Source organism: Paenibacillus sp. FSL F4-0125 (assembly GCF_038008565.1).
Lineage (GTDB): Bacteria > Bacillota > Bacilli > Paenibacillales > Paenibacillaceae > Paenibacillus_AQ.
The window spans coordinates 6,462,612-6,476,503 of the sequence record NZ_JBBOZJ010000001.1 but is presented as its reverse complement, the minus strand read 5'-3'; the positions used below and the strand labels follow the sequence as shown (position 1 = coordinate 6,476,503).

The 13,892-nt window shown below is 41.9% G+C and carries 13 protein-coding genes, 1 pseudogene and 1 riboswitch; of the genes and pseudogenes, 10 read left to right on the top strand and 4 right to left on the bottom strand.

Translation table 11 applies throughout. The features are described from left to right. The first annotated feature begins 14 nt into the window (after positions 1 to 14). Positions 15 to 770 carry a class I SAM-dependent methyltransferase gene (locus NST74_RS28855; protein WP_341115667.1) on the top strand — a complete coding sequence of 252 codons (756 nt, stop codon included), beginning with the start codon at positions 15 to 17 and terminating at the stop codon, positions 768 to 770. Positions 771 to 866: 96 nt separating this feature from the next. Here NST74_RS28855 and NST74_RS28850 read toward each other — a convergent pair whose 3' ends face one another. Next, positions 867 to 1,295 (bottom strand): TetR-like C-terminal domain-containing protein, encoded by a 429-nt coding sequence (locus NST74_RS28850; RefSeq protein WP_341115666.1) that lies wholly within the window; start codon positions 1,293 to 1,295, stop codon positions 867 to 869. Positions 1,296 to 1,316: 21 nt separating this feature from the next. Then, a pseudogene (locus tag NST74_RS30065) lies at positions 1,317 to 1,382 on the bottom strand (TetR/AcrR family transcriptional regulator); the annotation flags it as partial. A 121-nt stretch (positions 1,383 to 1,503) separates the two neighbouring features. On the opposite strand from NST74_RS30065, the gene NST74_RS28845 reads away from it, so the two are divergent. From NST74_RS28845 to NST74_RS28835, 3 genes are all read left to right on the top strand, one after another. Next, positions 1,504 to 2,265 carry an SDR family oxidoreductase gene (locus NST74_RS28845; RefSeq protein ID WP_341115665.1) on the top strand — a complete coding sequence of 254 codons (762 nt, stop codon included), beginning with the start codon at positions 1,504 to 1,506 and terminating at the stop codon, positions 2,263 to 2,265. 205 nt (positions 2,266 to 2,470) lie between these two features. Next, positions 2,471 to 3,265: an alpha/beta fold hydrolase gene (locus NST74_RS28840; protein ID WP_341115664.1), complete on the top strand. Its 795-nt coding sequence runs from the start codon at positions 2,471 to 2,473 to the stop codon at positions 3,263 to 3,265. 40 nt (positions 3,266 to 3,305) lie between these two features. After that, complete coding sequence (locus NST74_RS28835) at positions 3,306 to 4,295, top strand: sensor domain-containing diguanylate cyclase (protein ID WP_341115663.1); 990 nt, start codon at positions 3,306 to 3,308, stop codon at positions 4,293 to 4,295. A 17-nt stretch (positions 4,296 to 4,312) separates the two neighbouring features. Here the strand turns inward: NST74_RS28835 and NST74_RS28830 are convergent, their stop codons facing one another. Continuing rightward, complete coding sequence (locus NST74_RS28830; RefSeq protein WP_341115662.1) at positions 4,313 to 4,759, bottom strand: leucine-rich repeat domain-containing protein; 447 nt, start codon at positions 4,757 to 4,759, stop codon at positions 4,313 to 4,315. Then, positions 4,756 to 5,082: a leucine-rich repeat domain-containing protein gene (locus NST74_RS28825; RefSeq protein ID WP_341115661.1), complete on the bottom strand. Its 327-nt coding sequence runs from the start codon at positions 5,080 to 5,082 to the stop codon at positions 4,756 to 4,758. The genes NST74_RS28830 and NST74_RS28825 overlap by 4 nt, the downstream gene beginning before the upstream one ends. Positions 5,083 to 5,167: 85 nt before the next feature. Here NST74_RS28825 and NST74_RS28820 point away from each other — a divergent pair, with 85 nt between their 5' ends. The 6 genes from NST74_RS28820 to NST74_RS28795 all read left to right on the top strand — a co-directional run bounded on the left by NST74_RS28820 (position 5,168) and on the right by NST74_RS28795 (position 13,888). Then, positions 5,168 to 5,530 (top strand): Crp/Fnr family transcriptional regulator, encoded by a 363-nt coding sequence (locus tag NST74_RS28820; RefSeq protein WP_341115660.1) that lies wholly within the window; start codon positions 5,168 to 5,170, stop codon positions 5,528 to 5,530. 9 nt (positions 5,531 to 5,539) lie between these two features. Next, positions 5,540 to 5,812 carry a helix-turn-helix domain-containing protein gene (locus tag NST74_RS28815; protein WP_341115659.1) on the top strand — a complete coding sequence of 91 codons (273 nt, stop codon included), beginning with the start codon at positions 5,540 to 5,542 and terminating at the stop codon, positions 5,810 to 5,812. A gap of 93 nt (positions 5,813 to 5,905) precedes the next feature. Continuing rightward, positions 5,906 to 6,316 (top strand): hypothetical protein, encoded by a 411-nt coding sequence (locus NST74_RS28810; protein WP_341115658.1) that lies wholly within the window; start codon positions 5,906 to 5,908, stop codon positions 6,314 to 6,316. Beyond that, entirely contained in the window at positions 6,258 to 6,890 is a 633-nt protein-coding gene (locus tag NST74_RS28805; RefSeq protein ID WP_341115657.1) for an EAL domain-containing protein, read from the top strand. Before NST74_RS28810 ends, NST74_RS28805 begins: the two co-directional genes overlap by 59 nt. Before the next feature lie 28 nt (positions 6,891 to 6,918). After that, positions 6,919 to 7,572, top strand: coding sequence for a hypothetical protein (locus tag NST74_RS28800; RefSeq protein WP_341115656.1), 654 nt, complete (start codon positions 6,919 to 6,921; stop codon positions 7,570 to 7,572). Between the two features lie 157 nt (positions 7,573 to 7,729). After that, a riboswitch (cyclic di-GMP riboswitch) is annotated at positions 7,730 to 7,819 on the top strand. Between the two features lie 255 nt (positions 7,820 to 8,074). Continuing rightward, the gene (locus tag NST74_RS28795) at positions 8,075 to 13,888 is read left to right on the top strand and encodes an NPCBM/NEW2 domain-containing protein (protein WP_341115655.1); all 5,814 of its coding nucleotides are present in this window, start codon (positions 8,075 to 8,077) and stop codon (positions 13,886 to 13,888) included. Positions 13,889 to 13,892: the final 4 nt, after the last annotated feature.

Genomic DNA, 13,892 nt, shown 5'->3' with positions numbered 1-13,892 from the left:
GGGAGAGTATTTGGATGAATAACAAAGAACGGTTCTCAAATCGGGTAGATTCGTATGTGAAATATCGCCCGAGCTATCCTAGGGAAACTATTGATTATTTATACAATACGATTGGGCTAAAACCGAATTGCGATATTGCAGATATCGGTGCGGGAACGGGAATATTCTCAGCATTGCTTCTGGAGCGCGGGAGTCGTGTGACAGCCGTTGAACCAAATCCGGAAATGCGTACAGCTGCGGAGGAGAAGTTCGCAAAGGATAACCATTTCCACGCATTGCCTGGGTCTGCCGAGAAGACAGAATTGCCAGACCAGTCTGTAGATTTTATCGTGTGTGCCCAGGCGTTTCACTGGTTTGATAGGGATGCAGCGCAATTGGAATTTAAGCGGATCCTTAAACCGGGTGGGAAGGCAGTTCTGATATGGAATTCACGGCGTACTTACGGTACCCCATTCCTAGAGCAATATGAGCAGCTGGTGCAAGCTTTCGGCACGGACTACACTCAAGTGAATCATAAGAACATTACCCCTGAAATCCTTAGCTCCTTTTTTAAGACAGGGCAGATGCAAGTTGCACACTTTAGCAATCAGCAGGTGTTTGATTTCGAGGGATTAAGCGGGCGGGCAAGATCGTCTTCCTACATTCCGGCCCCTGGAGATCCACGTTACGAGAACATGATGACGGAGCTGCGGAGCCTATTTGAACGAAATAAACAGGATGATAAAGTGTTTTTTGAATATGAGACCGAGATCTATTGGGGCGAAGTTTAGTAAATGATCAGTATAGTAAAAAGACTCAAATCCTAGTGATAACAGGGATCGAGTCTTTTTTTACTTTTAGCTATGAAAGATGAACGTAAATTACAATCACTGGGTGGAACCCAACTCAATCGGTTTATTAGAAGTGTTGATAACTACATTGTGTGAATTAAAAGACAGAATTTGAATCAGCTGCTCGGCCATATGGTTCGAAGTATATTTGAACCCTCCCTTTACCCATTCCATGATTAATCCAAATAGAGCATAGGCCGTATAGCTAGAAAATAATTCGATATTTATATTGTTATTAGTATTATTAACCGCGACTAAGTCCTGCTTGGTTAGCTCCTTTAAGATGTCACAAATCTTATTTTGAAACCCAGGCAGAACATTGGAATTTACAATGATGATATAAAAATTAGAGTAGCAAACGACATGCTCAAAAATTTTGATGCTAGAGGTAGTAAGCTCACTCAACATGAATTTATCGGTATGGAGATAGGGATCTTTATAAGCCTTAATTAAATCCTCCAGCACATCATCAATCAGCTCATTCAGAAGCTCTTCTTTGGTTTGATAATGCTTATAGAAGGTTCCACGGTTTAAATCGGCTAGGGTAACAATATCGGTTATCGTAATAGTTAAATTGCAGAAGATTAAACTTGAGTAGAATAAATTTTAAGTGATTTAGAGATTTTATATATTAATACTTACATTATAGATAAACGTAAAGGAGACTTCCAACATGAAACTTCAAGACAGAGTTGCAGTTGTTACCGGAGCAGCCTCGGGTATGGGGAAATCTATCGCAGAGTTGTACGCTAAAGAAGGTGCAAAAGTGATTGTAGCCGATCTTAACCTCGAAGGTGCAGAACAAGTCGCAGCAGGAATCGTTAGTAATGGTGGAGTAGCTAAGGCGTTGAAAGTAAATGTTGCTCTAGTCGAAGATATCAATAACATGATTGATACTGCAGTAAATGAATATGGAACGCTAGATATACTAGTGAATAATGCGGGTATTATGGACGGCTTTGAGCCAGTTGGTGATATTAATGATGAGAGATGGGATCTTATCTTTGACATCAATACCAAAAGTGTAATGCGGTCCACACGTAAAGCGCTACCTATTTTCCTCGGAAAAGGAAAGGGCGTTATTGTGAATACCGCTTCTACAGGTGGCGTAAGTGGTGCTCATGCTGGAGCAACTTATACTGCCTCCAAACATGCAGTAGTAGGCTTGACGAAAAACACAGCTTTTATGTATGCCAATAAAGGCATTCGTTGTAATGCCATCGCACCGGGAGCTACTGCCACTAACATCAGTGCCTCAATGAAAAATATTAATGAATTCGGCATGAGCCGTACTCAATTAACACAGGCTGTAATTCCTCGTGTAGGCTCACCTGAAGAAATCGCACAAGTTGCGTTATTCCTGGCTTCAGATGACTCCAGTTTTGTAAACGGAGCAGTCCTCGCTGCCGATGCGGGTTGGACTTCAGCATTCTAAACATTGGTTATCATACCTGTCAGTCCGAGTCATTTTAAAATCGTTAGAAACAGAGCAGCGAATCTCTTGGCATTAGAGAATCGCTGCTCTTTGTTTTGGGTCGGTGGTTGTCTGCTTCTGCTTTAACAGCTTTTTATGCTCTTGATATTTCCTGGGTGACCCCTCAAAATAAAGAGAATGCTAACTATAGAGGGAGTTATATGAAATGAACGATGTTAAGGCGCGGAATCATGTGAAAGTGATTGGAGAAGGAGAAAAAACCATCCTTTTTGCACATGGATTTGGGTGCGACCAAAGCATGTGGCAGTTTATCACGCCTTCTTATGAGAAGAAATATCGAATCGTTCTATTTGATTATGTAGGTTCAGGTAACTCAGATTTAAGTGCATATACAACAGATAAATATCATACGCTCCACGGCTATGTACAGGATGTATTGGATGTCATCGAAACGTTGGAACTCAAAGATATTATTTTTATAGGTCATTCGATTAGCTCTATGATCGGGATGCTTGCTTCGATTGAGCAGCCGGATTATTTTGATAAAATGATTATGATTGGTCCTTCTTCATGTTATTTAAATGAGGGGGATACTTATTTCGGAGGCTTCGAGAAGAGCGATATTACTGAGCTTCTGGAGATGATGGAGATGAATTTTGCTGGCTGGGCTAGCTTTATGGCACCTCTTGCTATGAACAACCCTGACCCGATGTTAACGAAAGAGCTGGAGCGCAGCTTTATCTCGGCAGATCCTGTTATTGCGAGGGAATTTGCAGAAGTTACGTTCTTTTCAGATCATAGGGAAGATCTACCTAAGGCTACAGTCCCTACACTTATTCTGCAATGCTCGGATGACAGTATCGTACCTATAGCGGCCGGAGAATATCTACATAAGCATCTGAATAATAGTACCTTCCGGTTGATGGAGGCTAAAGGGCATTACCCACATATAAGCCATCCTGAGGAGACCATCACTTTAATTAATGAATATCTTACGTAAGCTAGATGAGATTATGCTGTGTTGAAAGGATATTTAGATCATGGATGACCGATTAAGATATGCGCCTTGTGGCTATGTTTCTATTACCCATGAAGGAATAATCAAGGATGTCAATCAGACGTTCTTGGACCGTATGGGGTATAAGCAGGTTGATTTGGTGCATAAGCATTTTGAATCTATCATGTCTACGGCAAACAAGCTTATTTTTCATTCATACTTCTATCCTTTTATTAATCTAAATGGACAGGTGGAAGAGTTATTTATAAATTTGAAAGACAGTGAAGGGAAAGCGATTCCATATTTATTAAATGGCAGACGGTTCGAGTCTGAAGGTGTAGAGATCATTGATTGTATTCTGGTACAGATGGGCAAACGCATTGATTACGAGCTGGAGCTTCGGTCTGCCAAGAAGCAGATAGAAGTAGCTTATTGGGAAAAGGATCAAGCACTTGCGGAGCTCAAGCGAATTCATTTGGAAATTGAACAGAAGCAAGCTGAGCTGATGGAAATGAATGCCGTTTTAGTAGAATTATCTAATACAGATAAGCTGACTGGACTGAAGAATAGAAGGTTTCTTCAAGAGAAGCTGGACGAGCAGATCGTAGGGTATGGACAGGATCAAGCGGTATTTTCGCTGTGTATTATAGATATTGATCATTTTAAAAAAGTGAACGATACCTATGGGCATCAGACAGGTGACTATGTACTGGAGAAATTGGCGAGTATCTTGAAATTGCAATCTCGTGAAGAGGATATTGCGGCTAGATATGGCGGTGAGGAATTTGTACTTCTTTTACCAAATACAGATATCTCGCAATCAAAGATCATAGCCGAGAATTTACGGCAATCTATCGCATATTCAACTTGGGAAATGGGCCAGATTACGGTGAGCATGGGTATAGCTACGTTTATTCCAACCGATTCAGAAACCACCCTACTGCAAAAAGCTGATCAAGCGCTCTACGCCTCTAAAGAGCAGGGGAGGAACCGCGTCACGCATAGCATAGATTTGAATGAAAAGCTTCTTTAACAGGAGGCTTTTTTTTGTTATTTATAAATGATACATCCTCTTTGCTCTAATTGCTCTACAATATCTGTTCTCCTCAAGCTGTGATTCCATCTGAGATCCAGCTTCTCTAATCGATCCAGCTGTAGCAGGGAATCTGGAATTTCCTGCAGATGATTATCTCTTAGGTCAAGCTCAATGAGGCTGCTTAGTTGACCTATTTCCTCAGGCAGCTGATTCAGTTTATTTTTTCTAAGGTTCAGTCTTCTTAGCTTGCTTAGTTTACCAATGGATAAAGGCAGCACAGTGATTCGATTATCACTTAAATCAAGAATCCGAAGCTCTTCTATAGCACCCAAATGCTCGGGTAAAACGGTCAGTTGATTGCCATACAGATGGAGCTCTCTTAACCTTTTTATTTGTGTGATCGAATCAGGTAGACCTTCTAGCTGATTGTAATATAGCCGCAATTCAATTAAACTGCTCATTTCGCCTTACGGACAGGCAATTGCTTGAGGTGATTATCTGTTACGTTCAGATACTTGAGCTTCTGGAGATTACAAAGCTGCTCCGGCAGCTGTTGGAACTGATTATTGCTTAGATATAGAAAAGAATCCAACCCCTGCAGTCCGCCAATGCTCTCCGGCAGTACTTTTAGTCGATTATGGCCTAAATCCAGCATTCGCAAGTGAACTAAACGACTGATGTTGTCGGATAACCGTTCGATTTCATTACCCGCATAATTTAGTACTTCTAATTCATCATGAAGGAAGGGCTGATCGGGAATCTCTTTAATGTGGTTGTTGTACATGCTCAGTTCTAGTAGAGGATTGCTCTCAAACACGACCGTATGTTGGGATACAAAACTATGGAATGTTTTAGAAAGGAATAATGAAATGGAAGCTTCTTTTTGGACGGGGACTCGCTTCTTTCAGGGGTTAACCTCGAAGGAGATTGAGGCGGTCTCAAGACTGTTCACATATAAGGCCTATTCCAAAGGTACCCCGGTGTTTGCAGAATCAGATCCAGGGGATCATGCCTACATTATCTACTCGGGAATTATTAGGGTGTACGCCACTACGAAGGGGAAAGAGCATACCGTAGATCTTTTTGGAAAAGGCGATTTCTTTGGTGATCTGGAAGTGATCCATCCCTCCAATATAAGAGTGCTGTCTGCGGTGGATATGAATGATACAGTATTATTTGAGATTAAACGTGAGCCATTTGAGCAGATGCTTACCAGCTACCCGTTGATTTAGGAGCAATTGATGCTGCTGCAAATGGACCGAATATTTTTATCGAATCGGCTATTACATGAAATGAAATTTCATGATGCGAGAGCGCGTGCGGTCTTTACACTAAGAAGACTATACCAAAGATTCGGAATAGAGGAGCAAGGCAAGCAGAGGATTGATCTTCGATTGACCCATCAGCAGTTCGCGGATATGATCGGAACGTTAAGGGAGACGGCTACCCTTGTGCTTAAGATCTGCAGGAGCAAAAGATTATTGATATTCAACATCAGCAGATCACCGTGTTAGACCCGAAGTATTTACTAGAGTATACGGATTTCGATTGAGAAGAGCACTTCCGGGATCTTTTTCAGAGAATTGATTATTAAAGGGGTTATGAATGTGGCATGTAATCATTGTGTAGTAAGAGAGCTGAATTTTGAAATCAAGGCTCATGGTGAGCATAATCTAAGGATTTTACCTGAGGTTATTCATCACTTGAGTAGAAGTAATACGATACATAAGGTAGAAGAAAATGTGATTACGATTAAGGAGGCTGGGGTGCGGGATTTTCTAGATTTCTGTAATGACCATATGGAGTCGGAGCAGTTTGAATTCCGTATAGATGACCAAACATGGAGACCTCTATCCGAATTACCCACTGTACTTAATATGGAGTGGATTGATGAGGTTATAACTAAGGGCTTAGTTACTTGTCACTTCCAACCGATTGTGAACGTACGGGAAGAGATTTTTGCATACGAGCTCCTATCCAGATTTAAAAAAAGAAGATGGGTCCCTTATCTATCCTAATGAGATTTTTGCGGCGGCACGGAATCGTGGGCGTTTATATGCTTTAGACCGGTTATGTAGAATGACTGCTGTAAAATATGCTGCACCCTTAAATAAAAAAACATTTATTAATTTTATCCCAACGTCGATCTACGCGCCAGAGTTCTGCTTAAGATCAACCGTTGAACTGGCCAATCAATTAGGCGTCGATCCCTCTCTTTTTGTCTTTGAAGTTGTTGAGACGGAGAAAGTGGATGATCTCGCTCACTTGAAAGCTATTTTGACATATTACAAGGATCGGGGATTTGAATACGCTCTAGATGATGTTGGCGAGGGCTTCAGCACGATCGAGATGTTATGGGAGCTTAAACCCCATTACATGAAGCTGGATATGAAATATGTTCAGGGTGTGTCCAGCGATCTGAACAAACAGAAAATAGCTAAACAATTTTTAGAAAAAGCTTTAGAAATCCAATCCGTTCCTTTAGCAGAAGGTGTGGAGTTTAGAGAGGACTTTGAATGGCTCAAGCAGAGTGGTTATCAGTTGTTTCAGGGCTATTTATTTGGAAAGCCTGATCCTATTCCCAAACAGTGATCCTAAGGAGCATATCTCCGTCTAGAGGATGAGATGGATTTCAGGTCAGAGTCTGAGTACAGGCAAACCCCGGGGTTGTATAATTAAGGTAATTGAGAAGGGGGACGGGATGGATATGAAATGGCATAAGTACATCACGCGCTGGGCGGATTCTAGAGGGTTAGGTGGACGGGAAATTGATTATCAATGGCCGTCTCCATCATTTCCGGTGGTAAGTATCCGCAGCAATTTGGGTCGATACTCAGGTCAGGGGTATGGTTACGGAAGCAAGCCACAAGTGAAGACGGCTGTTGGTTTAATTGCTATTGGAGATGTAGCTATAGGCTTGATATCCATAGGTGCAATAAGCGTCGGTGTACTATCCGTAGGTGCTATATCACTGGGGATGTGGTTAGCGCTCGGAGCGATAGCACTTAGTTGGCTTGGCTTCGCTGCGGGAGCAATTGCGATTGCAGGAGTGGCTGTGGGAGCGATCGCGATAGCCGAAAAAGCATTGGGAGCGATAGCCATAGGCGATACAGCGTTTGGGGCGATAGCCATAGGGCGAATCGCTGGAGGTGTGATAGCTATTGGACAATGGGCATATGGTGTAATCGCTGTTGGAGAGCATGGCTTCGGGTTAATTCCGATCACGGGTGATGTGTGGAATTGGTTCCGGCGTTTGTTTGGGCTAGGAGATTAAGCGGCTAAGCAGTTCTAAAGTATCATTCATAGTCTGGGATAGTTAATAAAAAATATCTATCAGAACAGAAAAACTAATTGCAATTACCTATTCGGATTTCATACCAATTAATCATGCGATCAGATGTAGCGTTATGTTACTCTTTGTAATGTATTCGAAACTTCATAGGCAAACCTATGGAAATGTAGGGACGCAAAGCTATAGGGACTAAGGTTATTATAATAACTATTGTCAGCCAGCTGCCAAAGAGTGTATTACGCTTTTTGTTAAAATATAAGTGAGTATAAGTTATACACCTATACTTAATGTCTTATATTTCTCGCTTAAACGCGTATCGTCCTTAGAAGGGCGTCGAGGCGTTTATGCTTGTTAAAGTTTAATAAAAATTAAGTCTTAATTTTTATGGACTTTATACGCAATCAAGCTACTCTTTTGGGGTAGTTTTTTTTGTGCCCATTTTTGGGTACAGAAGAGATTCATATTACATCTGGGGGTAGAAAAGATGAAAAAAATGATTGCAATCGCTACATCGGCAGCCATGATAGCCAGTTTTTCGAGCGAGGCAGGTTATGCTTTAGCAAGTGATGTAAGCAAGGTAAGTGTAGTGAACAGCGTAGTACAAAGCAAAGCTGAGCTATTAAGCAGTGCGTCAGTTATTCCGTTTGATCTGTATGGAAAGGCTATCCTTAGCGCTTATAACGATGTTTTTAAAATGAATCCTGCAAATATTAAATCCATCACGAATAACGGTGGCAACTACTCAGGTTCACCAATAGCTAAGGCTATTGATGGCGATATGAGTACGCATTGGGAAACGGGCAAACCGAATAGCTCAACGTTTACGAATGAGGTTGTCTTTGTTTTTAATGAGTCCACGGAATTAAATAGAATTGTATACGCTGCAAGACAATCCGGTGCAAAGGGTAAGGGGTTTGCTCAGGAATTTGATATTTATGGCTCAACTACGGATGCAGGCGATTTTACACTAATATCCTCTGGAGAATATAAAGGCGGAGCAGGAGATGTTGTGGAGATTGAGTTTGCACCTACAGCTTTCAAGAGACTTAAATTTGTCTACAAAAAAGCTAACCAGGATTGGGCGAGTGCGGCTGAGTTTTCTTTTTACAAAGAAGATGTCGTATCGGCAAAGATGAAAAATTTATTTACAGATGATACCTTGAGTCAAATTAGTGCAGCATTTAATACGGTAGAGAAGTTAACAGCTTTAGAACAAGAAGTGCAGTTACATCCACTGTACACGCAGTTTCAAGCAGATATAGAGAATGCAAAGGTGCTTCTGGAGAACCATCAAGTAGAGGCAACGGCAGCTAAGGTTTCGAAGTTAAAGGGGTATGGCACAGCATATGAAAATGCCTATAGCGAAGCTTACAGAATGCCAAACTCAAACGTATCAAAAGTAACGGTGAATGGTGGAAGCTACCCAGGTACGAAACCGGAATACATGCTCGATGATCTGCCGAATACACATTGGGAAACGAACAAAAATAATGACGACAGCTTCACGAATGAAGTCGTGTTTGAATTAGCACAGGCCAAAGTATTAGACAGAGTGGCTTTCCTGGCTAGAGATAATCGCAAAGGGTTCCCAGAAGCTTTTGAAATCTATGCATCAGAGACGAGTAAGGGAGAGACCTTTCAGCTCGTATCTAGCGGAACCGCGACTAGTACGAACGACTTTCTGGAGTTTAAATTCGAGCCTGCGAAGTTTAAAAGATTGAAATTCAAGTTCACAAAAGCCAATATTAACAGACCTTTTGCGGCTGAATTTAGATTTTATACAGAGGATAAAATAAGCGAAGCTGTGAATGGTATTTTCACAGATGGAACGATGAGTGCGGTTATTCCTGCTTATAATAGCGCCAATGCAATCAATGAATTAGAAGAAGCGGCAAAAGTACATCCGCTCTATCCAATCCTTAAAGACTCATTGGATTTGGCTAAGAAGCTAGTAAATGGTGAAGTTCAAACCGAAGGCACCATTATTGAGGCTGAACAGCGTGGAGATATGAAAAAGCATGCACAGCAAAACCTGAGAATTGGTTTCGGTACGAACAACCAACCTACGGGACTCGTTGCAATGCCTGGAGATACGATCAATGTTTATGTAGATGTAGCTTCTACTGATAAATTGCCTGCAATAGTATTTTCGCAACAAGAGGCGGCTTGGAATGTTTGGGCTAGAAGCGTGCAATTACGTCCTGGTAAAAACACTATAACCGTTCCTGAGTTCGCGACGAATAGTTATTATGCACATGATGTGACTAAGGGCGGTACAGTGTATATCGTCAATCCATATACAGCTGAGGAACAAGGAAAAGCACCTTTGATCCGGTTCGAGGGGCTTACGAAGATCCCTATGATGACAAAGACCACAGATCCAGAACAATTCAAAGCCTTCCTAACCACCTACAAACAAAAATTAGATGAAGATAAGGCAGCACATCCGAATGTCCAAGATCGCAAACTTATTGATGTAGTAGAAATGGTCAGCGATCATGTTATTTTTACAGGAACGGCTACAGAAGCGTATAACAAGTTTATTACACAAGAAAACAATCCACTGAATACCGTAACCGGCTATGATACTTGGATGAAGACGATCTTTGACTTCTATGGCTTGGATGGCAGCAGCGAGATTCATGATGCCAAGCTAATTCGTGAAAATATTCGATTGATGCAGCCTTATGGTGCAATGTATGCCGCGGGAGATCATACTGGGATACAAATTGGGACCGTAGCGACGATGTTAGGTGATTTTAACAAAGTCTATCCTGGTTGGGGATTGAATCATGAAATTGGGCATCGCTTGGCTATGGGTGAACGGGAATATGGTGAAGTAACTAATAATATGGTGTCTATGTTGATGTCAGTCTATGCGGATTCGATGGATACTCGTATTCCTTTTGAGAGTGATATTTATAAATATGTCCTCGAAGAAAATAAAGTGGTTATGAATCAGCAGGGCTTATTTGCACAGCTCGGTGCCTACTGGCAGTTGGAATTGGCGCACCCGGGTTACTGGACCGAACTGACCAAGCTGTACCGCGAGCGAAAGGTATCCCTTCCTAACGGTGACAATTCCAAGCAACAGTATTTAGTAGAGTTCTCCTCCGAAGTGCTGGGAATGGATTTAAGCAGCTATTTTGCCAGACATGGCTTCACTGTGAATCCAGAAACGAAAGAGAAGCTGGCTAAATATCCAGCACCGAAAAAGCTATGGTATTTAAATAACTCGGTGGTTCATTATGAGGGCACAGGAATAGCAGATAAGAATGTTGCCATAAAGGTTAATATCACACCTAACGCTACAGCTAAATCGAACACATTAAGCTTTAGTATGAATAAGGATCTGAAGAAAGATTTCTTAGGTTATGAGGTGTATCGAAATGATGTGTTGGTTGGTTTTACCGGGACTGACCAGTTCGTGGACACGAACGTAGATAGCAGCGTCAATTATACGTACAAGATTGTTGGTTATGATAAGAAGCTGAACGCATTGAAACCAGTGCAGGTTAAAGCCTTCAAGCCAGCCCTGTCTGTTGAAGATCAACTTACATTAAAGCTTAATCAAGCCTTTGACCCGATGAACTATGTAAAAGCGGCTAACTATCAAGGGAATGATATTACTGCTGATGTCACCTTGAAATCAAATACCGTTGATGTAACACAAAAAGGTGACTACGAAGTTGTATATGAAGTGAAGAACGAAGGGGTTACAGAAACTAAAACTACACAGGTTACGGTAACGAGTGACTATGCTTATATCTCAGATCTTAATGCCAAATCAGTCGTTGTTGGTTGGGGTGAATTAAAGAAAGATAAAGCCGTTTCTGGTGGAATCATCGCCCTTGTTCGACAAGGGCTAGCTGCGACTTATGCCAAAGGAATTGGTGTTCATGCCAACTCTGAAGTTGTTTATGATATTGAGGGCAAAGGATATGACTTCTTTGAAAGCTATATCGGAATCGATCAAGCGATGAAAGGAAAGCCATCTTCTGCAACCTTTGAAGTGTATGTAGATGGTGAGAAGAAATTCGCGAGCGATGTTTTCCGGGCAGGAACGGAGCATGGATTCGTGAAAATACCAGTGACAGACGCGCGCGAAGTGAAGCTGGTTACCACAGATGCTACAGACGGTAATGCTTCAGATCATACGGTATGGGCGGATGCAAAGTTTACGAATACTTCAAGCAAACCGATTATCACAGTGCCGGAAGAGACAACTTTCGTGAAGTTGAACAGTGAATTTAATGTTTTGACCGATGTGACTGCCTTTGATACGGAAGATGGTAACTTGATTGGAGCGGTTGAAGTAAAACCGAACGGGTTTACTTCAAGCAAAACAGGCACCTACAACGTCGAACTGTCAGTTACAGATCGGGATGGGAATACAGCTGTAAAGACTAGAACAATTGTTGTGTACAGCGCTAGTAAATACCTGAGTGATACAGCTTGGCAGTCGGCAAGAACGGATTATAATGTAGTTCGTAAGGATAAGGCAAGTACTAACAATCCGATTAAGCTACTTGTAAATGGCGTAACCAAAGAGTTTGCGAAGGGCTTAGGAACGCATGCTAACTCTGAAATCGTGTATAATCTGGCGGGTGCTAATTTCGAATATTTTGAAACGTATGTAGGGGTTGATCGAAATATCCCAGAGCAAAGCAACTCTAGTGTGATCTTCAAAATCTTCGCTGATGGGGTAGAAGTGTATAATAGCGGACTGATGAAATTTGGCTCGGAAGCTAAATTAGCTCGAATCCCTGTAAAGGGTGTAAGTGAATTGAAATTGGTGTTAGATAATGCAGGTAACGGGAATGCTTCAGATCACGGCGATTTCGCGGATGCGAAGTTTATGATTCTGAATAGTACGCCTGAGCTTACCATAGCTAAATCTGTATCCACTAAAGTAGGGCAGGAAATAGCAGTAAGTGCAGATTATTCGGCAACGGATTCAGAAGATGGTGACTTGACGGCTCAAGTAAAGGTTACGGGTGAAGATCAAGTTAAATTCAATAGAGCTGGAAAGTATCCGATCATTTACACAGTAACCGATAGTGATGGAAATACGACTACCAAGACTAGAACAATAGCCGTAGTAGACATGACGGACTTTACGTATCTGACGGATTATGATTGGAATTCTACTCAGAACAGCTATACTGCACCTTTGAAGGATAAATCAATTAGTGCCAATGCACTGAGATTAACAGGCGAGGGCAATCAAATCGTGTCCTACGAAAGAGGGATTGGAGCGCACTCTAACTCGACGATTGTATACGATCTAAGCGATAAGAACGCGGACTACTTCACTTCCTATGTGGGTGTGGATCGACAAATGTACGGTTCTGTCGGTTCGGTGGGCTTTGAAGTATTTGTGGATGGAGAGAAGAAATTCGATAGTGGTGTCATGAGCTCCAGAGATCCGCAGAAATTCATCGAGTTGGATATTAACGGAGCCAAGGAGCTGAAATTAGTCGTTACGGACGGCGGAAATGGAAACGGATCTGACCATGCCACATGGGGGGAAACCAAACTACATTTCGCGAATGGAGATCACCTGTTCACTGGAGATCTGGAACAAGCGATTGCAGCGGCTGAAGCAATCTCTCTAGAAGGCTTCACGGCTGAGAGTTTAGCGGTATTTACGGCCAGCCTCACGGGTGCAGAAGCGGCTTTGGCTAATCCTGCTGTCACACAAAGTGAAGTAGATGCAGCAGTAGCGGCGTTACAACTAGCAATAGAAGGTCTGACCGAAATAGACCTCACGCAAGTCATTACTATTGCAGATCCTTATCTAAGTACTTCGATCAAGACCACATTAGGCGTATCTGGAGAACTAACGCTAGGTGACATGTATAACCTTACGACGTTAACCAGTGAAACCAGAAGAGCCAGATCTTTGGAAGGTCTACAGTATGCTAAGAATCTTGAGACGCTAGATATCACTGGAAATGAAATCACGGATTTCTCCCCGCTACAAGGACTAACTAAACTTACGAGCTTATTGGCCGATCCTCAAATGGTAGAGGTAGGACAATTAAAGGGACCTGTAGTTCAATTTATCAATCCGGTGAAAGGGATTGATGGCAGCAAAGTGATCCCTAGTTCGGCTGGTGTCAGAAACACTGGAACATTTAAAGAAATCATGTTAGATGTGAATGAATGGGCAGCTAATCCGGATGAGTTCACTATAGACCTATCGAACGAGGAGAAGGGAACTTACATGTTGGGGTTAACTTACCAAGTTGCAGGTAATCTTGTGCAATTGATTTCTTTTATTGATAACAAATAAATCC